Annotated in this window: 18 protein-coding genes; 7 read left to right on the plus strand and 11 right to left on the minus strand. The window is 44.3% G+C overall.

Annotation, left to right across the window (positions count from 1 at the left end; all coding sequences use genetic code 11):
* Positions 1 to 352 precede the first annotated feature (352 nt).
* From GO493_RS29195 to GO493_RS29210, 4 genes are all read left to right on the plus strand, one after another.
* Complete coding sequence (locus GO493_RS29195) at positions 353 to 1,573, plus strand: phage integrase SAM-like domain-containing protein (protein WP_157309781.1); 1,221 nt, start codon at positions 353 to 355, stop codon at positions 1,571 to 1,573.
* 390 nt (positions 1,574 to 1,963) lie between these two features.
* Positions 1,964 to 3,859 carry an ATP-dependent nuclease gene (locus GO493_RS29200; protein ID WP_157309782.1) on the plus strand — a complete coding sequence of 632 codons (1,896 nt, stop codon included), beginning with the start codon at positions 1,964 to 1,966 and terminating at the stop codon, positions 3,857 to 3,859.
* A complete protein-coding gene (locus tag GO493_RS29205) occupies positions 3,843 to 5,858 on the plus strand; it encodes a UvrD-helicase domain-containing protein (protein WP_157309783.1) in 2,016 nt (671 codons plus the stop codon). Before GO493_RS29200 ends, GO493_RS29205 begins: the two co-directional genes overlap by 17 nt.
* A 248-nt stretch (positions 5,859 to 6,106) precedes the next feature.
* On the plus strand, positions 6,107 to 7,240 hold the full coding sequence (locus GO493_RS29210; protein WP_157309784.1) for an Ntn hydrolase family protein: 1,134 nt from the start codon (positions 6,107 to 6,109) through the stop codon (positions 7,238 to 7,240).
* Between the two features lie 33 nt (positions 7,241 to 7,273).
* Here GO493_RS29210 and GO493_RS29215 read toward each other — a convergent pair whose 3' ends face one another.
* The 4 genes from GO493_RS29215 to GO493_RS29230 all read right to left on the minus strand — a co-directional run bounded on the left by GO493_RS29215 (position 7,274) and on the right by GO493_RS29230 (position 12,947).
* Entirely contained in the window at positions 7,274 to 8,641 is a 1,368-nt protein-coding gene (locus tag GO493_RS29215) for a hypothetical protein (protein ID WP_157309785.1), read from the minus strand.
* Entirely contained in the window at positions 8,631 to 9,659 is a 1,029-nt protein-coding gene (locus tag GO493_RS29220) for a nucleoid-associated protein (protein ID WP_157309786.1), read from the minus strand. The genes GO493_RS29215 and GO493_RS29220 overlap by 11 nt, the downstream gene beginning before the upstream one ends.
* A 1,172-nt stretch (positions 9,660 to 10,831) precedes the next feature.
* Complete coding sequence (locus GO493_RS29225; RefSeq protein WP_157309787.1) at positions 10,832 to 11,578, minus strand: hypothetical protein; 747 nt, start codon at positions 11,576 to 11,578, stop codon at positions 10,832 to 10,834.
* Positions 11,579 to 11,951: 373 nt separating this feature from the next.
* Complete coding sequence (locus GO493_RS29230) at positions 11,952 to 12,947, minus strand: metallophosphoesterase (RefSeq protein WP_157309788.1); 996 nt, start codon at positions 12,945 to 12,947, stop codon at positions 11,952 to 11,954.
* A 143-nt stretch (positions 12,948 to 13,090) separates the two neighbouring features.
* Here GO493_RS29230 and GO493_RS29235 point away from each other — a divergent pair, with 143 nt between their 5' ends.
* Complete coding sequence (locus tag GO493_RS29235; protein ID WP_157309789.1) at positions 13,091 to 14,827, plus strand: family 43 glycosylhydrolase; 1,737 nt, start codon at positions 13,091 to 13,093, stop codon at positions 14,825 to 14,827.
* A gap of 71 nt (positions 14,828 to 14,898) precedes the next feature.
* Here GO493_RS29235 and GO493_RS29240 read toward each other — a convergent pair whose 3' ends face one another.
* From GO493_RS29240 to lysA, 4 genes are all read right to left on the minus strand, one after another.
* Positions 14,899 to 15,744 (minus strand): DUF4846 domain-containing protein, encoded by an 846-nt coding sequence (locus GO493_RS29240; protein WP_157309790.1) that lies wholly within the window; start codon positions 15,742 to 15,744, stop codon positions 14,899 to 14,901.
* 73 nt (positions 15,745 to 15,817) lie between these two features.
* Positions 15,818 to 16,471 (minus strand): suppressor of fused domain protein, encoded by a 654-nt coding sequence (locus GO493_RS29245; RefSeq protein WP_157309791.1) that lies wholly within the window; start codon positions 16,469 to 16,471, stop codon positions 15,818 to 15,820.
* A 31-nt stretch (positions 16,472 to 16,502) separates the two neighbouring features.
* Complete coding sequence (locus GO493_RS29250) at positions 16,503 to 16,949, minus strand: hypothetical protein (RefSeq protein ID WP_157309792.1); 447 nt, start codon at positions 16,947 to 16,949, stop codon at positions 16,503 to 16,505.
* A gap of 16 nt (positions 16,950 to 16,965) precedes the next feature.
* On the minus strand, positions 16,966 to 18,273 hold the full coding sequence (gene lysA, locus GO493_RS29255) for a diaminopimelate decarboxylase (protein ID WP_157309793.1): 1,308 nt from the start codon (positions 18,271 to 18,273) through the stop codon (positions 16,966 to 16,968).
* 166 nt (positions 18,274 to 18,439) lie between these two features.
* Here lysA and GO493_RS29260 point away from each other — a divergent pair, with 166 nt between their 5' ends.
* Positions 18,440 to 18,742, plus strand: a complete 303-nt coding sequence (locus tag GO493_RS29260) for an ArsR/SmtB family transcription factor (RefSeq protein ID WP_157309794.1) — start codon at positions 18,440 to 18,442, stop codon at positions 18,740 to 18,742.
* Positions 18,743 to 18,767: 25 nt separating this feature from the next.
* On the opposite strand, the gene GO493_RS29265 is transcribed toward GO493_RS29260, so the two are convergent.
* Positions 18,768 to 20,984 carry a GH92 family glycosyl hydrolase gene (locus tag GO493_RS29265; protein ID WP_157309795.1) on the minus strand — a complete coding sequence of 739 codons (2,217 nt, stop codon included), beginning with the start codon at positions 20,982 to 20,984 and terminating at the stop codon, positions 18,768 to 18,770.
* 66 nt (positions 20,985 to 21,050) lie between these two features.
* On the opposite strand from GO493_RS29265, the gene GO493_RS29270 reads away from it, so the two are divergent.
* On the plus strand, positions 21,051 to 21,956 hold the full coding sequence (locus GO493_RS29270) for a hypothetical protein (RefSeq protein WP_157309796.1): 906 nt from the start codon (positions 21,051 to 21,053) through the stop codon (positions 21,954 to 21,956).
* An 8-nt stretch (positions 21,957 to 21,964) separates the two neighbouring features.
* On the opposite strand, the gene GO493_RS29275 is transcribed toward GO493_RS29270, so the two are convergent.
* Positions 21,965 to 24,301 (minus strand): alpha-L-rhamnosidase, encoded by a 2,337-nt coding sequence (locus GO493_RS29275; protein WP_157309797.1) that lies wholly within the window; start codon positions 24,299 to 24,301, stop codon positions 21,965 to 21,967.
* Between the two features lie 12 nt (positions 24,302 to 24,313).
* A complete protein-coding gene (locus GO493_RS29280; RefSeq protein ID WP_232539153.1) occupies positions 24,314 to 26,356 on the minus strand; it encodes a beta-L-arabinofuranosidase domain-containing protein in 2,043 nt (680 codons plus the stop codon).
* Between the last annotated feature and the right edge of the window lie 13 nt (positions 26,357 to 26,369).

Here is a 26,369-nt window from a genome sequence, read left to right on the forward strand (position 1 = left end):
CGTTCAATGCTAAGATTAAAGCCTTTAGAAATGCACTAAGGGGAGTCAGAGATGTAGAGTTTTTCCTTTACAGATTAGCCAAAATCTATGCTTAGAATCAAAATCCCCCAAGTTTTCAACTTGATCCAGTTTTTCGATGCTTTATAATCAGTTCTTCTTTGTATCTATTTAATTATCAAACGTCCTCTCACACCCTGTTCTTTTGATGCCCATCCTTTTTCATCTCTTTAGCATTGTATTGTTTTACACCTTTTTTTACACTTTTTCGGTAATCTGTTAATAGAATCACTTAATCAAAATCTATCCTTTTTGACGAAATTTGTACTGCATTAGCGCAAGAAAGGAGGCCTTTATGGAAATACCCGATTTTCGTCCCGTACATAATTGGCGAAATCATATTAACCAAAACGGGCGCTATAAAATTCATATCCGGATACGTATTGGAAAAAGTTGTCGTTACCACGACGTAAAGCTGCCTCAAAAAGTGACGGTAGACGAATGGAGTGGGAAAGAGAATGCCTGGGTTAAACCAGGTCATCCTTACCACTTTGAAATCAATAATGCTATTGATAACACACTCACATTATTGCGTGAACTAAATAAAAGGTACTACACTGCTAAACGACAGTTGACCTTTGCGATCATCTTTAAGGAACTTCAAAAAGAAGCTTGTTCATCCATTTTAAACACTTATTTCCACCAAATCGTCATCGATCCTCCAGAAGCACTTCAACCAGCTACCATTGGTCGCTATAAATCTGCGCTTATTGCTCTGAATAAGTTCCGGCATGAGTTATTTTTTTATGACTTAGATGAAAAATTGTTTTTGGAGCTTTGCAAATTTATGAAAAGAGAAATGAACCTTAAAGCATCTACGATCTTTGGTTATTTTAATGCTTACAGAAAGGTAATTCATTGGGCACAGTTGGATGGATATATAAGTCCTTTACAGGAGGATGCAATCTTTTCAAACATCCATATATCCAGAGGAAAACCCCTTAAAGATCACCTGGATGTGAATGAAATAAAGGCATGGAAGGAATTTACATTCAATGACGCCCACCAAAACCTGGTTAAGGTTCGGGATATGTTTCTGTTGCAGGTTTACACGGGATTTTATTACAGTGATCTTAAAGCCCTTCAAAAATCCGAATTACACAAGGATCAGGAGTACGGTTACTATATATACCGGGGCCGATTTAAAAATGGGAACCTTGCAATTGTTCCACTTTGGAAATTCCCATATGCAATAGCACTTATTAAGAAATATTATAGCCTTCACCCCAGTGACCCTTATTTGTTGGATCGAGATGCCTTTATGGAGGACCACGTATACAACCGACAACTAAAAGAAATAGCCAGCCTGTTACAATGGAGACGTAATGTGCGGAATAAGTTAGCTCGTCAAACCAATAGCCAGCTTTATATTCGCTATGGTGCTAATATTCCTGTGCTATCCCGTATGTTAGGGCACCAAAAGCAGGAAACTACAAGTGAATACTTTGAGGTAAGCCTTGCAGATGTGATTGAAGGAACCCGGAGCATTAATTTTGAACAATTAGGTATTTGCTAGTATGTGAACAAGGTAGACGATTTTATATTTCTTCTCTACAGACTCTTTTTATCGCCAGAATACCCAAGACATGATTCTCACTTTTCAGGCTAACCTATTTTAGGTAATGAAATTTCATCCTTGCAAAAACACCTCTCATTTAAATAAAAATCAACAATTTATAAATTCATTTATAACACAATAATGATACCTTTTTTAGTAAAAAAGGTATCATTACAGGCACATGGATGCCTGTATTCATAAAACAAGAAGCATTAAAGTAAAAACATCTGTTGCAATCGATATACTATCCTTATAACGTACCACTAAGTAGAGGGGGTGTTTTCAAATAAGGAAACAAAGAATTTTATTCGGTACTTTGCGAAAAATTCCACCAAAACTGATTGCCATATGTTTGTATCGAGAATTCTCTTATGGAATTTTCGAAAGTTTGGCGCTGCCGCCGCTTTCGATCTTTCGCAACCACACCTTGACCTTCGATTAAAAAGTGGGCTAAACCTGCTTATTGGGGAAAACGACTCCGGCAAAACTGCTATTATTGATGCACTCAAAATCGTACTAAAGACACATAGCTTTGACTGGATAAAGATTGAGCATGAAGACTTCTTTGAAAACAGTCCACGTTTACGTATCGAAGTTTACCTGACTGAACTTACTGACGATGAAGCACGTCATTTTACAGAGTGGCTGGGGTGGGATGGACATCCATATTTAAGGCTAATCCTCGACGTTAGCCGTACCACGGACCGCATCTTGGCAGCTGATGTAAAAGCCGGTGCCGATGACGAGGGCACTCAATTGTCAGCTGACGCCAGAGACAAGCTAAAAGTCACCTATCTGCGCCCCCTACGGGATGCAGTCAATGAACTTTCTTCTCGCCGAAATTCCCGCTTGTCCCAAATACTGTATAGCCATAGTGCCTTTAATAACCAGCAGGCACCGCACCGACTCTTGGTACATTCCCAACAATTTAATGCTGAAGTAGCAGCCTTTTTTGATGGTAACGATGCTTTGGGGAACGCTCTACCTGCCGCTGAACAGGGTGGTAAAGACTTAAAATCAACCATTGACCAATTCTTAAAACAGTTCTGCGATAAGGGAACAGCATTCGGAGTACAGTCTCAGAATCTCAGACAAATACTGGAATCCCTTACTCTACAATTTAATTCCGGTTATAACTTGGGTCTGGGTAGTCACAATTTGCTGTGCATTGCTGCAGAATTGTTACACCTTGTGAAAAACCCAGTGGATGCGCTAAGGCTCGGCTTAATCGAAGAAATAGAAGCTCACACAAACCCCCAGGTACAGATGCAGGTAATTGAAACATTGCAAGAGGAAGCCCAAAAGGATAATGTACAGTTATTGATCACCACCCATAGTCCCAATATCGGTTCCAAAATCCACCTGGATCACCTGATCATCTGCCATAAGGGGAAAGCATTCCCCATGGGAGCAGCATACACTGAACTAATTGCAACGGATTACCTGTTCCTTCAGCGCTTTCTTGATGCAACTAAGGCAAACCTATTCTTTGCCCGGGGAGTAATCCTGGTAGAAGGCTGGGGCGAAGAATTACTGCTGCCAATACTGGCCAAAAAGAACGGGATCAACCTTACGCAAAAAGGCGTGTCTATAGTTAATGTTGGCAGTACCGCGTTCTTAAGATATTCAAGGATCTTCAAGCGCAAACAAGCACCGGAGATGGAAATCAAAGTGGCAGTCGTTACCGACGTTGATATAAAGCCTTTGCAAGCAAATGAAATGAAAGAAGAGGATGATCCAGCCAATCCAGGGCGAAAAATCACCCGTCCATATACACAGGCAGAAATTGATGCCCGAATAGTTACCGCCACTGCAACAGAACGGGGTAACCATGACGGGCAATGTGTTCGCACCTTCGTAAGTGGCGCTTGGACCTTGGAGTATTGTATTGCTTCCTCTATAAAATTAAGAAAACTGTTCTATCTATCTGCGCTTAAGGCGCTACGTGAACAACGTGTAAACAAAGGAATACAGGATAACCAGAATTGTGACAACGCCATCGCTGATATCGACAACCTTTTTAACAACTGGACAGATGCCCCGGAAAGCATAGCGTATGCTATCTATAATCATATATCCAAAGGCAAAACCAATCTGGAAGGGTTAAAAGAGAAAATCTCAAAATCTATTGTTGCACAAATATTCGCACAGGAGCTGGAGGTTGACATAACGATCACCGACTACCAAACCGAAAGCAGTCTTAATTACCTTTTTGAAGCCATCCACTATGCTGCAAATAACTAATGATGATATTGCTCATGCAGAACAGATCCTCTTTAATAGGACGGGCGTTTTTGACCAGGAGCGAATACAGTTTATCCGAGAATTAAACACCTGTGATTTACAAGCAGTGCCTGGTAGCGGTAAAACAACTGTGCTGCTGGCAAAATTACTGATCCTCGAACGCCATCTGCCCCTGACAGACAACAGGGCGATACTGGTAATTTCACATACAAATGCCGCCATTGATGAAATACGGGGAAAAATAGGTGTACATTGCCCTAAGCTGTTTTCGGCCCCCCATTTCGTAGGTACGATACAAGCATTTGTTGACAAATTTCTGGCAACTCCTTATTACACAACCAAACTAAAGCAAAAGCCCAAACGCATTGATGATGATATTTATATTGAAAAGGCTTCTAGATTTTCTACAACGACACTAGGTGGATTTAATGGCCAAGCTGTCAGAAATGCCAGAGCCTACCTAAATTTCTATGGAAACATTGATTCCATACGCTTCTCCTTTCAGAACAATCAGACAAGCTTAACCAACGGTTTAAACGGGCGCGCGCTTACGATCAAGAGACCTCGCAGCAATGCCAATAACGATTGGAATGCTGTTGAAAAAGCCGAGGTACTCAGGTGGATCTACAATTTCAAGGTAAAAATCTTAAAAAATGGATATCTCTGCTTTGATGACGCCTATTATCTGGCCGATGGTTATTTAGCAGCATGTCCAACTATTGTAGATATTATTCAAAAAAGATTTAGCCATGTTTTTGTGGATGAAATGCAGGACATGGGGGCTCACCAGTATGAGCTGCTCGAAAAACTGTTTGCTGCGAGCCAAGGTAATAGCATATGTTATCAGCGCATTGGTGACAAAAATCAGGCAATTTATACAGGGATATCATCAAATGGCAATACCTGGACAGACCGACCGCTTGTACTTCAATTAAACGGAAGTCACCGCCTGACGCCCCATACCGCTAGGATTGTTGAAAAGATCGCCTGTACACCAATCCGGGTTGCCGGTTTACAAACCAATGAAGATGGCTCGCCAATAAGCCTACTGCCACATATACTGGTATACAACGATGGGAATATAGGCACCGTAATTTCCTATTTCGCGGACATGGTCGCTCTGTACAGAGCCAGCGGAGATGTACCGGTTACCGGCCGGCAAAGCTATAAGGCTATTTGCTGGAATACTAAATCGGAAACTGGAAAAATCAGACTCAACAATTACCATCCTGCTTTCGACCGCCAACACCATACTCCAAAAGTGAATTATGATAGTTTGGAAAGTTACCTCCTTTGCCCTCAGGACACCAGTGCGTTTGGGCCTGTTGTAAAACACATTGGCAATGCCCTTTTAAGGGTGTTAAGAATGGAAGATGTAGAAGTATTACCGGGCTTATCCTACAACAAAACTGAATTCTATAAATTTCTAAAAGAACACCATCCTCAATTTTACCAAAACTTGCAGAGTAGGCTATATTATTGGAGCAGGCAGGTACTATTGGGGCAATCAACCAATACCCTTACAGAAATCACCGCCTTTCTACCTTCACTCCTTGCACTGTTCCAGAAGCAGGTGAATCTGTCAGGTGCTTTTATTACCCCAAATCAAGTCGTGGTAAACAATTCTGCTCCTAATCCACAGCCATTAGCCCACCCCAATCAATTCGTACATCCAGATTTCAATATTGACATTTGCACTGTACATGCTAGCAAGGGGCAAACACATACTGCGACCTTATATATGGAAAGCAATTATCAAAAGGATATTGCAGGGTTAGGATCTCACGAGTCCGAACGACTGGCTGGCTATCTCCTAAATTTAGCACGCCCTCAACATATAAACGTATACGTTGAGCAATCACTAAGAACAGCATATGTTGGGTTTTCAAGACCAACACACCTATTGTGCTTCGCAGTACATGAAGCTCATTTCAATGCCCGCCTTACCGGATTGGACCAATTCAACCCCAAAGAATGGACAATTCTGCCTGTTCCATAACGTCTATATTCAAATCCCAATTACCGGCAAAAATTAACTTATCTAATTGCCAGAGATATTAACGTTTATGTGGACGAGCTGGGAAAAACGAGAGTGTTCTATTAACGTCATTTTAAAATCATAAAGCAGTGCTATAAGTTTCCAATTCCTAATGCGAGCACTTGCTTCGCTTGAGCCATTAGAATGATTTATAGCCTTATGGAACTTTCAAAAGAATTATTACTAATCATTAACATAAAACGGCATTTATGACGCTTATAGCACACTCAACAAATTTTAAGGTTCCATTTATTGTAGGAGATTTATTATTATCTGGTGAAAAGAAAAAAACATTTGTTCCGCCCACGATTAATTATGATGTATCTACTTTATTAAACGAGCCAGGAAGGAGATTTTTTCCAGTTGACATGGCTCAAAAGATATATTTTGTAACACCCCACCTTTTACTGGCAATGTCAGGACTTGTTTCTGAAATGAAGGCCCTTTTAAAAGAATTGAGGCAGCGGTGCACATATTATAGTGATCTGCGCCCTGAGCATATTCATCAGTTTTTGCAAGAATACGACCTACCTAAAAACTTTTCGGAATCAGGATTCTTCATGATGCTTATCACCCCTGAAGAAAATAATAAACTTCAAGTCTCTCAATTTAATTCCGGACAGTGGGCCGGCCTAAATACTCCCATTTTTAGCAATCTTACCTCTATGGGTAGCGGCTCCTCAAGCTATAACCGGTGGGCAAGTGAGGATATCACATTTAATACTACAGCTACTTCTGGCGCCCCCGACTACGCACTGAATTCAAATGTATGTCAGGTAGCCAGGGCCTTGGGAATAGAGCGGGCAACTCTGGCAACAATAAAAGAGGGCTTTGGCGCCGGGTATGAACTGGCATTCTACACTGGTAGCATGTTTAACAAACTGGATGAAATTGTCTATTTAATTTTTGAATGTAGCTATGACGATCAGGGAAATATGAGTAATCCAATCTTAACTAAAGCGATGTATTATTATTACTACCCGGATATCCTCAGGATTACATCGCTCGATATACTTGGTGCGATAGAAAAAGTAGCAGGAACTAGCCTAGAGATTTACGGGCAAAAAATTGAAGTGAGTACTTTTGATATTCCTTCCCTTGATATTGATGCTAATCAATCATCTGACAATTTACCCATTGATCTATCCTTTTTTACAAAACGTATTGGAGCCGCTGTGGTGGTTACTAAAAAAGAGTCCAGCGTCTTTGTCTGTTCTTTCTTTAATGAAGGCGAAGAAGGCTTTGCAGAATTCAAATCTGGCGAATACTTTACGGTATCGTTGCCTGCCGGTATCATGGACCAAGTAAGGGCTGGTGCAAAAAATGCATATTCAAAAATCTAATAGTAATCTGCACCAGAATCTAAAACCAACCGGTCAGTGTTTGTTGGCTTTCCCGACTAAGTGAACTTCATCAGCTTTTTTATTTGCAGAAGTATCTATAACAACAGGCACAGGTTTAACAGCTGAGGAAACAATCCTTACCTGAAAAGTATCAATTACCTTATTTGCGGCACGTTGCAGGGAATCCTCTTTGGCTTTTAATGCAGCAGCTGCAGTCTCCTGGGCAACTTTTTCAAGCTTCATACTATAGCCGATGGTAAAAAGTAAAAACAAAACAAGCAGTCCAACTAAAATACCACGGAGCCATTTATGCAATTGCTTAATCAAAAGAATTTTTCCATTTATTTTATTAAAGTCCCCTTGAAATTCGCTGTATACTACCTGGTAGGTTGTCCTTATCCGGTTAGACTCATCTTTAACATCCTGCTCAGTTGTATCAATATTGTATTTGATTAATCCAAGGATCTTCCAAGCTACAAACGTATACAAAGCATAGGAAGCAAAGATCACAATCAAAATCCAGAAGCTATCTTTTACCTGAAAGCCTGCAAATACAGACGCTGCAAAAGTGAGCGGAAATGCCAGAACCTGTTTATTTAGTGATTCGATATTTTTTTCAAGGCTTTCAAAATACTTTACCTTCTCTTCTTTGAATTTTGATTTTATTTTTTCAAACGCAAATTTTTGCAGGTAGATCTGAAGGTCTCGATTAGCCAGGGAGGTCAGTGCCGCCAGATTGGACACCAGCTTCCAAAACCGGTCACCGACCACTGCTGCATGCGTTCCTTCAATGACCACATCTTTGAAAAATGCAGCAAATTCCATTTTATCAAAGCCCTTGACGAGTTCCTCATATTCCGACATCAGACTACCAGCCGTTGCTACCCGGATCTCGGCAAGCGAGTACCCAATATGGAATGGCCCTTTTTCGGCAGAGAGAATTGCAAACTGCTGGTCCATCTCGTAATGCAAGGACGTAAATTCAGGTTTGCTTAAGAGAAATGCTAGGATTTTCCGATAGTATAAATAATTATAGATCGGTAAATTCCTGTCGCCAAACTGCTCCCCTTTTTCTTTGATGGCTACCTCGCCACCGGGCATCAGTATAATTATATTAACGTCCTGCCAGCAGTCCTTATAACGTTCATAACTATTTTCCGACTGAAAATGCTTCTGATCATAAAACACAAGATTATCTGCTCCCGCATTCTGGTTAAGGTTAAAGATTAATTCATCCTGATCTCCTTCTTCCGGGATGTGTAATGATTGCAAAACGTTACGTAAATGATTATAGGTATCGTTATCAAAATTGGTAACGCATAAATTGCGGGAATTCCACTCATGTGGTTGTTTTATTTTATCGCCGAGAATTCTTACAAATTCTTGGATATTACTGTCCATTTTGCAGATTTCTAATTTGTTGAACAAGTTCTTCGGAACGGATTACGATCTGATCGTTTTGTATCCTTACCAATTCTCCATTAATTTTATCAAGATCGAGGGTTAAATGCACACCAGGGATAGATACCTTTATGCTGATCACTTTTTGCCAAACGGATCTATCCCGCTTAAATTCATTATCTATAATAATGTTATGCTCTGCAGCGACATCGAACAATGTCCGCCGGTGCTCTTCACCATAAAAATGCGCCCCCATATCCACCAGACTGACTTTTTTTCCCGGACTATCCTCGACGAAATTGTAACAAGCTTTACGAAACGCATCTACAGTTGGGAACATAGCACCTCCCTCTTCATCTACTGGGATGGGCAGTTCCCTTACCAATTTAACCAGTTCACGGGTATTCTTTAAATTGGTAATAACATCAGCTACTGATACCCAACGTTTAAAATAGGAGGACAATTGATCCTGTTGAGAGGTGATCAGCGCAATACTGTTTCGAGCATCGGTATCATCTTCATAAATCCCTACATTTAAGCGGAAACCTGTGGCAATCTTATCAAAGTTGAGAGACTCTGTTCCGGAAGCCGTAAACGTGTTAGCAACCTTCACAAAATTAAATCCATTTTTATGCCGCAACAGGATCACGGCCACACACCGCCTGCCGTAGTCAGTATAATCTGCAAAGCAATAAAAACCGCCGGTTGCTAAAAGCACTTCCTCAATTAGTATCTTTAACGCCTGCATCGACTGAACAGAAAAGGTATAGAAACTCTCGTCGGTTCCCTCCTGTAGATAGCGTTTTAAATGAGTACTAAATACAGTATCCGCATCTGTAGAAAAATGGGTATTCTTCAAAGAGGAGGATACGCTGTACACGGCGTTAATGCTTTCCACCAGGCTACTGAAAATCTCAAGATCCCGTGTAGCTATGGTAGCTGACAAGTCAAGGGTTGTTAAGGTCTCGTGTGCTTTCTTTTTGACCTCATGAATGATAACGCGATGTAACTCGAACATACTGGTTTTAATTTAGTCAAAGGGTATCTCAGATTGAACATACCTTTTTAAAAACCGGGGTAGTTGAATTGCGACCTCATCATCACACCTACAAAATACTAATATTTTTAGTAATTTTCAAACCAATCGGAAATTTCCGGGCACCTTAAATTCACACGCCGGCAAAAAAGGCATGACCTTTCAAAAAGACATTTAGTCAATTACAGCTAATGGCGATCGTTATAGCTCAATTGGGACAAAATGTTAAAATAGATTATTTGAAGTTAGCTAATTGCGGTAAGGGAAAAGAAAAATGAGGCAGGGGAAAAACACCCTTTTTCTTCGCTTACTCCAAAAAACAATACTATTTCAAAATACTAGCCGGGGTCTTAGGGCATGGGATAGGTAAGACCTACCAGGTCCCTGACTGTGCATTAAATTGCAGTAGCAGGAATAGGGTAACATAAAATTGGGGAAATCTAATGGAGAGGAATATATCAATAATGACTAAAGATAGCTACCCGGAGTAGTTAGAGAAGCAATTCTCAGCTGTTAATGCAGTGCAGGTATCGAGAACGGGCGGATTATCTTTCAAGACTGGCAACCTCAATGTTTTTTTTAACCCAATGGATGGGCATTACCCATTTTGAACGGTCCCCTCCAGTACATCACATAATACACCCACAGGGTAGCCTCCCAGCTAAATACGGCAGCCCCGCTCAAGTCCTTCTCAATCGGTTTTATCTGTTATTACCTCTGGCGTATTAAAAGGGAAAAAGTCACCGACCTTCTTGATAAACCGGAGGGGCGCTTTCTGGGTATTTACCCACTCCATCCTGATGTCGTCAATAACATTCACCCTTACTTTCCCAAAAACCATCATTTTGTCCAATCACCCTAAAAAAAATTATCCACAGAAAATAACGCTTTAATGCCACCAGTAGAAAACTTGGCATGGGGTTGTACAGGCAATTTTACCTATTCTTACAGTGCAAAAATTAGAGGAACGTGTCGGTTTCCAAAAAACGATTGGGCGATAACAAAAAAGAGGCAGTTTTGCCGTTTTACACCTTGTTTTACACCTTTCTTACAACTTACTGATTATCAAATACGATTCACATCGCATTCAGGCAACAAAAAACCGGAATTAGTGTAATACTGATTCCGGTTTTTTTATTTCATGATCGGAAATATTAATAACGTTTTACCACACGGAACATAAACCTTTCAGGTTCTCCTATTACTCCCGCTGCTTCCCTCCTCTTCTTCAGCTCATCTGATTGAATGTAAGCTTCTGCTTTGTCAGCATCTGTTATAGCTGTTACCAGGAACACCTTGTGATCATCATCCACATCATGACCATAAGCCCTTACAGTTATACCATTATCCAGTCTTTTCTGTTTGCCCTCCTCAAATGCTTTCACCCACGCATCCCAGTCTTTCACTTTAAATGTTGAGCTGGCCCTGAGGTCTGAACTTATAGTTGCAGTATCCTGGAAAACCATAGTAACAAAATCAAATGTCGGAGTACCCTTTACTCCACCCTTGCGCATCGCGTCTTTCAGGTCCTGAGCTTTGCTAAATGTTTTTGCCAGGGCCATATCTTCCGCTTTTACAACCACTATTACCATGTTGGCATCCTTTACACCACGGCCAATCACATAGCTATGCAGTTTATTGACCATCCGCATGGAGTCATGCGCTTCATAGTGAGGCAACCATTTCTCAAAATTAGTTACCTGGTGCTTCACTACTACAATATTCTGGGGTGTAGTAACAATAGTACTTGTTGCCATTGGAGTTTCAGCAACAACAGTACTATCAGTACCCATGCCGGTACTGTCAGTGGTGGTTTTCTCTCCACCTCCACCGCCACAAGAGGTTAAGAAAACAATCACTGTTGCAAAAAGGAACATACATGAAAATCTTAACTGCTTCATTGATTTTGGTTTTTAAAAATTAAGAGATTAAGAAGATAAGGGAAGGGATACCTTGGGGATAAAAGCCAACTAAATTCAAATGATATTAACGTAATAAGCAGAGTTTTGTTCACTTGCTGCTGCCATTTGCCGCTCTAAGATGCCCCATTAGGTCGAAAACTTCAGAATGCAGGTTTACTTAATTAGTCCCGGAGTAGTTATCACCTTCAAATATGGGAAAAGATATTTATATATATGCAGACTGGCAAAAACTGAACGGTTCTTGATTGGCATATTGCGCGCAACAATCCAAAGTGTAAAAATTTGTCGGGTAAATGCGGAAATTTACTTGACAAACCATATCATAAAAACTGATCCTTAATGAATGAATGAATCATTCCATTATTTCTCTCACCAACGCCTTCACCTTCCCCATTGTATTCAAACTCTTCTCCAGATCTTCTACCTTCAGGTTATTAGCCCTACTCTTAAACAGAAAAGCCTTAAACGAATATTTATTAGCTTCTTCTAAAAAACGCTCTTCACCAAGGCGCTCAACAAAAGCAACTATGCCTTCTATGATCTTCGTATACATTCCCTGCAATTCCATCATTTCTTTCTCAACACCGGATAAGAATGCCCTTACTTCCGGCACTTCTATATAAGCCAGCTTATTCAACTGTTTACGCACCATATCAAAGGTCATATTCTCCCAGTCTTTTGCTTTCAGCACAGGCACCTGCCAGTTAACCTGTTCTTCTTTCCAGTAATCACGCGCAGCCTTGACCTGGTGAATGTGAAAGCCGGGCAGTTCAATAGCAGTCAGGTATCCGCCATGACAGGCAGCAGTATCAATGCCGATAGTATTACCGTGTTTTTCCGGAGTATCCCCTACTACATGATGACCATAGATGATCGTTTTCTCTCCCCGGTAATGATCTTTCCAACGCGGAGTTTCAGTGTATTTCTTCTCAAGATATTTCTCCCCCGAAGTAGATCCGGATAAAACATCTTCTCTTTGTTGCTGTAACGGTTGATCATGCTCAAAAGCAGCATGTACAATAATAGTTTCAGGGGTTTCGAAATAATAATCCTGCTTGCTCAGCCAGGCTAACAATTCCGTATATACCTCACCGAATTGCAGCTTCACAATTTCCTGGGCATAACTCAGCACATTGTTTATATGCTTCCGCTCATGATTACCTATCAGTACTTTACTGTTTGGCCTGTTACGGAAATATTCATAAACTTCCTTCGATTTTCCTCCACGGTCAAGAATATCTCCGACTGAGATCAACCAATCTTCTTCCTGTAAGTTAACTTTTTGGGTCAGGGTCATCAATTCATCATAACAACCATGAATATCTCCAATTACAAATATTCTACTCATTGTTAATCATAGGTATAAGTTATCAAAATTACGAATTCAAAAGAATTTTTATTATGTTTTATAAAACAGCTGAACGCCTCGCGCAACGAAAAATCTTATTTTTATGCTGCAAGTCTGTTTTCCACGTTTAAATACTGCAGCGAATGAAAAGCTTCCTACTGTCACTCTTTATAATTATTTCAGGCCAACTGCAGGCACAATACAACACCTATTGCAACCCTGTCAATATTGATTACGGTTTCACTCCTATCCCTCATTTCTCCGAAGCCGGCAGGCATCGTGCTACAGCAGATCCCGTCATCACACTCTTTAAAGGGAACTATTACCTCTTCTCCACTAATCAATGGGGTTACTGGTGGAGCCCCGATATGAGTCAATGGCATTTCGTTCCCCGCAAATTTCTCAAACCCTGGCACCATGTGTATGACGAGCTTTGCGCCCCGGCAGTATTTGTATTAGGAGATACCCTGCTGGTCATCGGCTCTACATACGAAAAGAATTTCCCTATATGGATGAGCACAGATCCCCAACAGGATAACTGGAAAGAAGCGGTCGACTCATTCCGCGCCGGCGCATGGGACCCCGCCTTCTTTGCCGATGACGATAAACGGCTTTACCTCTATCACGGCTCCAGCAACACCTATCCCATATACGGACAGGAAATAGACAGACATACACTGCAGCCCATCGGCAAACGGCATGATCTTATTAAGCTGCAGGACGATAAACACGGTTGGGAACGCTTCGGGGAATACAATGACAACAACTTCATGTCTCCCTTCATGGAAGGAGCCTGGGTCAATAAACATAACGGCAAATATTACCTCCAGTACGGCGCACCGGGTACAGAGTTCAGCGGGTATGCAGACGGAGTATACGTAAGCGATAAACCCCTGGGACCCTTCACCTACCAGGAACACAACCCCTTCAGTTATAAACCCGGCGGATTTGCCAGGGGCGCCGGCCATGGCGCCACCTATCAGGATAAATACAATAACTGGTGGCATGTATCTACCATGGTCATCAACGTGAAGAACAACTTCGAAAGACGAATAGGCATCTGGCCCGCCGGCTTTGATAAAGACGATATCCTTTATTGCAACACAGCCTTTGGCGACTATCCCCACTACCTGCCCAAAGGCCCGGAAGATCACCTCCAAAGCAGATTCACCGGCTGGATGCTGCTCAATTACCAGCAACCGGTAACAGTATCTTCCACCTATGGCGGCTTCCATGCCAACTACGCTGTGGACGAGAACATTAAAACCTACTGGTGCGCCGGATCCGGTAAATCCGGTGAATGGATCCAGACTGACCTGGGAGCACCCTCAACCGTACACGCTATACAGATCAACTATGCCGACCAGGACGCAGACATACTGGGCAAGCCCACTGACATCTATCACCAGTACAAACTATGGCAATCAACCGACGGGAAAAACTGGAAGATCCTGGTGGATAAAAGCAACAATAAAACAGATGTCCCGCACGATTACATAGAACTGCCCTCACCCGTAAAAACAAGGTTCATCAAACTGGAAAATGCACATATGGCCAATGGGAAATTCGCCATCAGCGGATTACGCGTTTTTGGCAAAGGGAAAGGAAAAGCACCGGATCAGGTAGAACATTTCATAGTGTTCAGGCAGGAATCAGATAAACGCAATGCCTGGATGAAATGGGAAGCCCCGGCAAATGCCTATGCATACAACATCTATTACGGTATTGCGCCAGATAAACTATACAGCAGCATTATGGTATATGATGCCAATGAATACTACCTGAAAGCACTGGATAAGAACACCACCTATTATTTTGCTATCGAGGCCATTAACGAAAATGGTATAGGGGAAAGGACCGCCGTAATGAAGGTGCAATAATTAACCGGGCAGGTATTAAATACCCACCCGGCATGCAGAGAAGAATAATAATGATAACAGTCAGCTATTTGTCAACGAGTGCCTGGAAACCTTCTCAATTCTTCCCAATTAAATATCCATTCCGGCGTTGCCAGCAGTTTACCACTTACTGCATTAGAGTACCAGGGACTCAATTTACTTCCGGGATGTTGTAATATATGTATGTCCTGAGCCGGCATATAACTCTGCGCCAGCAGGAATATCTTCTGCCCCTGCCCGTTTACGGCTATATCTACTACTATTACTGCGTGACCGGGAGCGCCTCCCCTTATAAATACGTCCCCCGCTTTGATCTCCCACGGATCAGCCACCAGCTCCAGTTCTTTACTGAGCGATAAAGTACCTGCATAAGAGAACACATTCTCCAGGTATTGCTGAAAAACAGCCTGTCCTTCAGCCGGCGCCGCTGTCAGCTGCTTTTTCAAACGCCCTTGCTGTAATGTAAAGCGGTAACCCTTTGTCCAGCTGCTGTAATCCATCAGCGTACCGTCAGTAGCATGAAATGCTATCTTACTGAACTGCCGCGTTGCATAAAGGTATTCTGCATAAAGCCTGATCACAGCATCCGCACACTGCTGCAGGTCCTTAGAGCCTACAGAAACATCCAGTACAGCAAACTGCGCATCCTGGTTTCCCTTCTTCTCCCCATTGTACAGATACACCGTTCTGTCAGCCTTTAAAGGCACTTTACGCAACCAGGCTCCGAAAGAAGCTGTTCCCAGGTATTGCCGCTTATACCCCGTAGGCAAGGGTATATCATCCACTGAATTGAAATGGACCGGTTTTTTGATCACACTCCGCGCTGACAGATAGTGCCAGAATAAAAGCGAACATCCGCCAACCAGTGCAACAGTAAATAACCAGGACAAAAATTTCAAAGCAATTGATTTTTCTTTAAGATGCTCCTGCTGAAAAATTTCCATAATCTTTCAGGAAGATTTTTCTGGAGTATTAACTTAAACGGTCAAGGTCCGTTATCAGTAAAGGATTAGTTTTCCTCATTTCGTCGATAAGCTTTTCTACTTCCGTGGTTTTAGGATTTGCCAGCAAACGCTCTACTTCGCGGCTGGTCAGTCCCACCATCTGCAGGAATGTTACCTCTCCATGCGGAGTGTTTATCACACCCAGCTCAGGGTCAGGTACAAACGCCACTCCGGTAATGTCTGTAGCCGTCTCCAGCCTGATAGGGCCATTGGCAGGTATAAAGTGATAGGGCTCAAACCAGCGTTTGCTGTTAAATACATAACGGGCAAGGTTATTCATAACCTGGCTGGCCCACAGTGGATCTCCCTCATCGCCTTCAAAAGGTTTCAACCTGAATGTGAACTCAAAGCCCCATTTGCTGAATTCATCACCAACCTTTTCCTCGTTGTAATACAACTCAGACATGCCATAGCTGACCATGTGACGGTGAAATTCCTGCTTGTTACTGTCATAGATACTGATACCATCTATCGGGTCCTCTCCTCCTACTATAAAATGAAGCGGGGGGGCATAATGACGGGGTTCCTGTTTACCGTAGATTGTTTCCAGTTGCTTGTCTATAGCCAGCCAACCTACAGCGTCGTCAGACGTGAATAACTTCTTGTACTCTTCCTTGGTCATGGTTTCAGTTTTTGTATTATACACAGATTAGCTACCGGTTATCCCGTCTCTTCAGCCAGATAGTGTCTTTCATCTGAAAATCGGTACCGGTTACAACGGATTTATATAAATAATACTCATTGTTCCCCCCTGTAATGGTCACCTTCATCACATTAGCCTTTCTTAACGCTTCCTGCTTAAGGTCTTTCATGGCAGGAAGACTATACTGGTATCTCAGCTCATAATGACTTGAATCTTCCCAGCTGATCTTCAATATTGATTTATGACCGGTACTGCGGTCTACTTCCGTTTGCATGGAATCATTGCGCACTATCAGGTATTTGTGACGATGTTTACCCTCATTTACATAACTGAAGAATTTCCCCTTCCTGTACTTTTTGTAAGGAGGTGGTGGCTGATTTTCAGCGGTACCATCACCGCTGCCGTTGCAGGAAAGTAACAGGCAGATAGGCACTGCCACCCATAAAGGGTATTTCATAAATGTATAATTGGATTTATAGTTCGCTTTTTACCATTTTCCGGATAAGGTCATCCTGCGTTTCCCTCTCCCTGATGCTGTATACCTTGTCACCATCCACCATCAGTTCTGCGGGTTTCACCTGCAGGTTATAATTGCTTGCCATTACCATGCCATAAGCACCGGTAGTAAATATCGCCACATAATCCCCCTGTTGTAAAGGCGGCAGCTCCCTGTCTTTTGCCAGGTAATCGGAAGATTCACAGATAGGTCCCACCACATCATATTTCACCAGCCCCTCCTGCTCTACCGGGTAGTTACGTTTTGCCAGCACATGTGCAACATCAGGATGCACAGGCCAGATATAGTGGAAGGCGCCGTACATTGCAGGGCGGATCAGGTTAGTCATGCCCGCATCCACTATTACAATGTTCTTATCGCCGGATTTTTTAATGTACAGCACTTTCGTAACCAAGATACCTGTATTGGCGGAAATAGAACGGCCTGGCTCCAGGATTATTTTAAATCCTTCATTCTTCACGTATGGCTCCAGCAACCGGTTAATAGGGCCGGCAAAACTCTCCCACGAGAAATTATCATTGTCCGTATAATTAGCCGGGAAACCTCCTCCTATGTTCAGCACTTTCAGGAAGATATTCTCTGCTTTCAGTTCCTCCACCAGCTGTACCATCTTGTTTATACACTCTTCATAGAACGTATAGGAAGAGATAGGAGAACCAATATGACAATGCAACCCCCTGATGTTCACATAGGGATGATCGTGGTTATCCCTGATGAGCAACTTCACCTCTGCATAATCGATCCCGAATTTAGCGCCCTTATATCCCGTACGTGTCTTTTCATTCGTTTTCTCATCCAGTATATCCGGCAGGATACGGATCAGCACATTGGTTTCCCGCTTCAGATTGCCGGCTATAAACTGCACCCGCTGAAGTTCCTGTACAGATTCTATGTTGATGTACCCCACTCCGCTGTTAATAGCATCTGTGATCTCCTCTTCAGATTTTCCCACACCGGCAAACACCACCTTAGAGAGGTCTGTATTACTGCTTTTTACCATAAACAGCTCTCCGCCGCTTACAATATCCATTCCTGAGCCCAATGCGGCCAGTTCATTCAGTAAGTGAACGTTATTGCATGATTTTACGGAAAAGCAAATAACAGGCTGTAATGCCCCGAAAGCATTATACACCTTCTTATAATGCGTTTTCAGGGTATTGAGGGAATAGAGATAAAAAGGCGTAGGAATGCCTTTCTCTGCCAGGCTTTCTATAGAAACGTCCTCACAATGTAGTACGGCGTTCTTGTATTGAAACAGGTCCATTTACGGTTGAATAGTTTATTACTTATAATAAACCGTTAAGATAAAAGAATAATGGGAGATCATTGCAAAAACTCAGTTTGGGGAGTACATAAGTCTGAATTTTCAGCCGGCCGCAGGCCCAAAGCTCCGCCCTCGAAAAATCGACAAATTCCGATATCTTTGCAGTATGGAACAAGTTGATATTTTTAAGGCCTTATCCAACAAAACCAGGTTACAGATCCTGGCATGGCTAAAGGAACCTGAGAAGCATTTCCCGGTACAGGAATGTGGGGAATTTAACAAGACCGGCGTATGTGTGGGCCATATTCAGCAAAAAACAGGTTTAACTCAATCTACAGTATCCGAATATCTTTCAATGCTGCAGCGCGCTAACCTGCTCGTTGCCACCCGTATGGGGCAGTGGACTCACTATAAAAGGAACGAGGAAGCCATCAAAGAGCTTGCTCAACACATCAGCAAAGAGCTCTGATAGCTTCCCCGTTATCAGTAAATAATTATTTTCCCGGCTTATAGCTCAATGCCGAAGGCGGTGTAGCCTGTTCCCCGCTACCCCACTGCTTATTCGGCGTTTCTCCCATTACCAGCTTCAGCGTTCCTCCCTTCAGCAATGCCTGATGGGTAAACCAGGGTACCTGCAATGGCTGCCCGTTCAGGGTAGCGCTCTGTATATATTTATTTGTAGCAGAGCTGCCAGGGGCATCTACGGTAAAGACCTTACCGTCAGATAAACGGATAGTCACCTGCTCAAATACAGGGCTGCCAATATTATATACCGGTATACCAGGCGTTACCGGGCTGAACCCCATCATGGAAAAGACTACAAATGCGGTCATCCCCCCACCATCTTCATCGCCCGGAATGCCAAACAGGTTGTCTGTATACCATGTATCCAGCAGCATACGGATGCGTTTCTGCGTTTTCCACGGCGCTCCCAGGTAATTATACAGGTAAGGAATATGGAAACTGGGCTCATTTCCCATTACGAATTGCCCCACCAGGCCGGTAGCATCAGGAAAAGTATACCACAGCTGGTATTTGCTGCGGCCCAGGTCTTCCCTGAACAGCTGGTCCAGCTTCTCTTCCGCTTTCTTACGGCCTCCCATCAGCTCAAATAGTCCATGAAGATCATGCTTTACATCCCAGTTATAGGTGTAGGCATTGTTCTCCGTAAAGTAATCCCTGCCGCCCTGTCCGCCGGAAAATTTAGGATCAAACGGCTCTATCCAGTTGCCATCTGCATCTTTCGGCCACATAAACCCTTTATCTGCACGGAAAACATTCCGGTAATTAGTGGCCCTTTTCAGGAATAATGAAGTGTCCTGCGCCTGACCGGCGGCTACCGCCAGCTGAGCAATACACCAGTCGTCATAGCTGTTCTCCAGCGTTACTGCAACAGACTGCCTGCGTTCAAAATCATGTACCTGCTCCACAGTTTCTTTCTCTCCCAATTTCAGGGCTGGCATATATCCTTTTGCTGTATAGAAACTGTCAAGTGAAGTAGCGGGTCCGTTCCTCCAGGGCAGCAATGTAGCGTCCAGCGAATTCTTCTTCAATCCCTCGTAAGCTTTAGGCAGGTCAAAGTTCCTCACACCTTTAAACCAGGCATCTGCCATCCAGGCGGCTGCGTGATTGCCCGTCATACAAGGCATATCTCCATGCGCTACTGCAAAGGAAGGCATCCATCCGCTCTGCTCATACATAGTGATGTAAGAACGGATCTTGTTTGCTTCCATACCAGGGTTCAGCAAGGTTTGCAGCGGCTCCAGCGCAATGTAGGTATCCCATAGCCAGTTATCCACATAAAAAGGCTCCTTTGCAGTATGTACCTGGTGATCGTAAGCGCTGTAATATTGCCCATGCTCATTGATATCCACCATACGCTCATAAGCACGGTATAATGACGTATAAAATACTTTCTTCTGTGCCATTGTGCCGCCTTTCACATTGATCTGCCCCAGCACCTTATCCCAGGCTTTAAAAGCCTGCTGCTTCACTATGTCAAATGTCCACCCGGGAATCTCCTGCTGCAGGTTGGCCTTCGCCTGCTCTATGCTGATAAAGGATACACCATAGCGGAACTCCACCTGCTTCGCTGTATTGCCTACCAGCAATGCGACCGACTGCCCGTTCCTGGCATCCTGCTCACTGATTATGTCTGTATTCAGCTCTGCATAGAAGTAAGCCTTCATACCTGCAAACTCTTCCACCCCTGACAATTGCCGCCTGCCGGTTACCCTGATATTTCCTTTTCCGTTCAGCGTATTTAACCGCAGGTAATGAGGCTTGCCGCCGGCAAAACTGAAACGGAAATAACCACTTCTTGCCGCCGGCGTAAACTCTGCTTTATCTGCATCATCAAGGAAAACACTGTAATAGTACGGAGTGGTTTTCTCCCTGTCAGATATCACAGGCCTGTCCAGTTCTTTGGCGTCGCCAGATACAGGTAATAAACCAAATAGCGATTGCTGCCTGTGTGAAGCGATCATTAACGGGAAATAGTTGATCCTGTCGTCCAGCTGGTCTTTCCTGGCAGGAAATACCCTTACCATACTGTTAGGAAGATGTACAGTGGGACGTGTAGGCTCCAGTATCAGCCCTACTCCGCCAATAGTGGGATCTACGTAATTGACGTTACTCTGTTGCGCTACAGTACTTGTAACTGCGCCGAGAAACAATATGCATGTGTTTATCAGAGACCTGTTAGCTTTCATAGCTTCCGTATTTTATGAAGGCAGGAAAGTACAAAAAAACTCCTCAAAAAATCGTAGTATCGTATCATGAGGAAACTACTTATCTTATTGCTGATAGCAACCATGCCCGTTGTTGCCCAGAAAAAGAAAGGAAAGAAAGACAAAAAAGAAAAAGGGAAAAAGGAGCTCTCTGCTACCAGTTCCTCCATTCAGCCCACAGTATTAGGCATTGTACAATCTCCCGCAATAGCTGAAGCCTCAGGACTGGCAGCCAGCAAAACATTACGCGGTTGTTTCTGGACACATAATGACAGCGGTAACAAAAACGAAGTATACCTGCTGGACAGCACAGGAAAACTGTTAAGTGTAGTTACACTGTCAGGTACTGTGAACCGCGACTGGGAAGATATCTCCGAAGGTATTGGCCCCGCTCCGGGCAAACAATATGTATACGTTGGCAACATCGGCAACAATGTACCGCTGGATATAGATGTACAAATTTTTCGCTTTGAAGTTCCGGCCACCATTCCCGGCCACCAGGTATCTGTAAGGCCGGATGTGCTGACCATGAAATATCCCGACGGACCAAGAGATGCTGAATCCCTGATGATAGACCCTATCGGGAAAAGCATTTACATCGTCAGCAAAAGAGAAAAACAGGTAGGCCTCTATAAAATACCACATCTCATCTTTAAGAACAACGAGAAAGTGACCATGCAGAAAGTAGGTACCCTCCCCTATACATGGATCACTGCGGCCGATATATCACAGGATGGCCATCATATTGCCATCAGGAACAAGAACAAAATATATTACTGGCATCGCAATGCAGGAGAAAGTGTGGAAGCAGCTATGGCCCGCCCCGCCACATCTCTGCCCTATGTACCGGAAAAACAAGGCGAGGGGCTCACCTTTAAAATTGATAATAGTGGTTATATCACTATCAGTGAAGGAAAACACCCCGCCCTGAATTTTTATCCGCATCAGTTCTGATGCTGCTTTTATATTGATTTCAGCTCAATACTATGTTTTCCTGCTTTCAGGATGATCTGCTCCAATGTCTGCCCATCTGCCGTAACACGCTGACCAGGCTTTAAAAGAGCCCCTGCAGGGACCCGCACTTTCGCAATAGTGCCCACAGGTACTGTTACCTGCAACAATATTTTGCTGCCGCTTCTCTTCCATTCAGATCTTATCTGCCCATAACGGGTATTATGATCTGCTTTCACGAAACTAAGCGCTTTCACAAAAGCCGGCTGAATGAAGAACTGCTTAAAACCAGGTGCCTCTTCATCCGGGCGGATACCCGCCAGCGTCTTATAAAACCATGCGCAGTAATCGCCGAAGAAGATATGATTATGCGATAACTCTCCCGGCCAGTCCTCAAACAACGTCGTAGCTCCATTGGCTATCCAATGCCCCCAGCCAGCATAACCGGTATCTGTCAGCATACGGAAAGCCGTTTCCGCATATCCCCTTTCACTCAATACAGGCAGCACATATTTGGTACCCATCACACCAAAGTCAGCATGATAGTTCTTCCTGATTATCTGCGCCTGCAGCTGAGCAGTCGTTACTTTGGCTACCTCCGGAGCAGCCAGGCCATGAAAAACAGCAGCGCTCAGGGCCGTCATTGTACTATCTTTATAAAGACCAGCAGCAGGATCAAAGAAACGATCATTGAAAGTAGTACGGATCTCCTTAGCCAGGTTTTCATATGCTTTTGCATCTTCCTGGCTGCCAGCAATACGTGCCATCTTTGCGGTGAGATCTGCCACAGTATAATAATATGCCGTGGAAGTAAAGGTTACCGGGGTTTTTACAAGGCTCATCCAGTCATCCAGACCGAATTTCACCAGGTGTCCCTCAGAACGTTTTGTCAGCACGTCCGCATAACGTTTAATAGCCGGGTAATGCTCTTCTACAACAGCACTATCCCCGTTATAAAGATACAGGTACCAGGTCACCATCGTCAAAGCAGAGCCCCAGGCAGGACCAAAGATCTGCTCATCCTCCCCCTGCCGGTCATAACCCCATCCATTGGAGGGAGCAATGCCCGGGAAACCGCCTTCAGGCGTCTGCGCATCCCGCAGATCGTGCAGCCATTTCAGGTAGCCCGGTGTGCTGTTATAATTCCACAGGCCTACTTCTGCTGATATCTGCGCATCGGCCGTCCAGCCATTCTTTTCACGCTGCGGACAATCAGTAGGAATACTCAGGAAGTTACTACGGTACGACTGGCGGGCAGCTTCATACAGCCTGTTGATCATGGTATCTGAACTGGTAAAATGCCCCGCTTCTTCAAATGCGGTACTGTAGAACAACCCCTCAAGAGAATGCTGGTCCATACTCAGCTCCGCATCTGTAGTCACCTGCACATACTGAAAACCATGATAAGTGAACCGGGGAGTAAATGTTTCCTGCGGCCCACCCTTCAGGTAGTAGATATCCGTCTGAAAAGGCAGATCGTCCGGGAGACTCCGCATATGCTCCGTATTATGCTTCAGGTCCATTTGACCATCTTTCGTCAGCACCTCTCCATAATGCAGGGTGACTTTAGTACCGGCCTTACCCTGCACTTTCATAGTCACCACACCGGCAAAATTCTGTCCCATATCAAACAGGTAAGTATTCTTATCCACCTTACGCACAGCAAGAGGTTTAATACGGCGTATCACTTTAATGGAAGGCATAAGCTGTTCAGACAGACTGCCTCCGGGCGACTGTGTCTTCAGCGCCTGTTTCCAGGAAGCATCATTAAATGAAGTAGTATTCCAACCCGGTACTTCCTGACGGGCATCATAGATCTCGCCACAATACAGGCTGTTAAACTGGCTGGGGCCGGTGGCACATTTCCAGCTGTCATCAGTAGCAATGATGTCTGTAGTTCCGTCACTGTAGGTCACTGCAAGGTTGAGTAACAGCCGTGGTGTCTTTCTCCAGGGCGCACTCTGGAAGCCCCATACAGCGTGCGACTGTACATTGTACCAGCCATTGCCCAGCTCCGCCGCAATGGAATGCCGGTTGCCGGTTTGCAGCAATGCTGATACGTCGTATACTTTGTACAGCAAACGCTTATCGTAACGCGTATACGCCTGTTCAAGTACGGCATCTGTTACCGGTTTGCCGTTTATATATACTATATGATAACCTACTCCGGCTACATAGGCAGTAGCCTTTACTACCTTCTTCTGCGTAGAGAAGATCTTCCTGAAATAAGGCGCCCTGGTAGCAGTTGTATCTTCTGTATTGGTGATCCATGTGCCTTTCCAGTCAGTATACTGGGCATGCACAAAACAACTTGCAAACAATAAAGTAACAGTCAGAATAAATTTCAATGTCTTAATTTTTTATGGTACAACAGGAAAAGCAACTATTCTTACTTTGGTACAACCATAGGGAACAAGGGTGATCTCTTTTACTTTTTCATCCACCCTTCCCTTATAAATACCTTCTCTATCAACCGCGGGTTGATAAGCCACCCCTTCTATAGCCTGCCAGGCAGGTATCTGTTTAGCCTGCACAGTGATCTCTATCGGGGCATGCGCCAGGTTCCATATAAAATGGTCATCCACCGGTTTCTGCACACTTACCTTCATGCCGGCTGCGGGGTCTTTTATGTCTTTATGAAGCAGCCCATAGTTCCAGGGCTCTTCCGGGTATACGCTGAAATAATCTCCCTCATGTTCCTCATGCCCTTTCTCCCACCGTTCATGGAGTTTCAGCGCATATACCAGCGGACCACGCTCTACCGCACGGGAGTTCTTTCCCCATACTGTGGTAGTGATCCGCATAGGCAAACGGAGCACCAGCTGGTCTTTGTTCTTCCAGCTGCGGCTGATGCTGATCAGCTGCCCTCCTTTGTCTTTGCGCAAAGTTTTCCCGTTGATCAGCACCTCTGCTTCATCGCACCATGAAGGGATGCGGAGTTGCAGAGGGAAAGCCGTTTCTTTCTTCAGCGCTATGCTGAAGGATATCTGATCGCCAAAAGGATATTGCGTAGTTTCTGTGATGGTAACAGCTGTGCTGTCTTTTCCCACTTTGGCGGTCACCTGGCTGGGAGCATAGCTCAGGGCCGCCAGGCCATTGTCCGGCGCAGCATACCATAGCTGGCTGGCAAATTTGGTCCATCCCTGATGCATATTGGCCAGGCAACAGGTATAGCCGCTGCGGGCGCCCAGCACGTTGTTCATTTGCCGGTCAAACGGCAGGGAAAAACTGAATATGCCCCGGCTTATCTGCACCTGGTTAGCTACCTGGAAGTATTGCTTGTTGTTATAATCGTCCGTTGTCTGGGTAGGTAACGCATTAAATGTCATCTTTTCCAGTGCGTCCATATACCGCACATCCCCGGTAATGGCAATGATATTTTCCAGGGAGTACATGGCTTCCACAATAGCACAGAGCTCTACCCCCTGTATAGGCTCATTGCCGTTCAGATCTTCATCTGCAGAAAAAATACCCATGGGTAGTCCGTGAATGGTCATCAGGTCCTGCCAGCCTGTATACTGGTCTTTCAGGAGCTGTTTATTACCTGTGCGCTGGTAGGTAACGGCAGGCGCTTTCAGCCCCATGCCTACATTTACCCCATGCCGTCTCATCCAGAGGTACTTGTCATCGTACGTGGCGGTACTGATCACCCAGTCGCGGTTGCCCATCCAGGTGGTCCAGGGGAAAGATTGTTGCTCTATCCGCTCTGCCAGTTGCAGCAGGGAGGCATCATGAGTGATACCATAGAGCCATTGCGCCATCAGCACATTGTCTGGTCCGCGGGAGGCGGCCCATTCTGTCCATTTGCCAATAGGCGCCACTTCCAGCGCATTCAGCTGGTAGCGGAAGTAGTTGGTCATAAAGCGGATCACGCGCTGATCGGCCGTGGCAGAGTAATACTGCTGCAGCACTTTCAGCATGACCATTTTAGGCCACCAGTCCTCTCCTTCTGTAGCATGAGCAGGATCGATAGTAGCGTTCTTTTCCCTTTCCGCTTTTGTAACTGGCCCGAAATAACCACTGGGTCGCTGGTGTTCCAGCGTCCAGTTCACATATTTCAGCACCTTTTCCTGCAGTGGTTTGTCGTCCAGCAGGTATGCCAGCGGCAATGCCCCGTCCAGCCAGTAAGGGGTTTCCTCCCAGCCGTCGCCCTGGCCTCCCAGCCAGCCGTTGTCGTTTTTGACTTTGGCGTACACTTCATCGAGATGCCCGGAACTGCCGTTACGCATGATCCGTAACTGGTTCCTGAGCCAGCCCATAGGCTTGACAGCGCCTAATGGCAGCGCTTCATAAGCGGGAGGAGTGTAGGCGCCGGATGAGACCTGTTTTGTGCCGGCTTGTACCCACGATGGTAAGAGGAAAACCATCGGAAGGGTACAACACACCATCCATTTAGTTTTCATTTTTAGGACTTGA

Source organism: Chitinophaga tropicalis, from assembly GCF_009758205.1.
Classification (GTDB): Bacteria; Bacteroidota; Bacteroidia; order Chitinophagales; family Chitinophagaceae; genus Chitinophaga; species Chitinophaga tropicalis.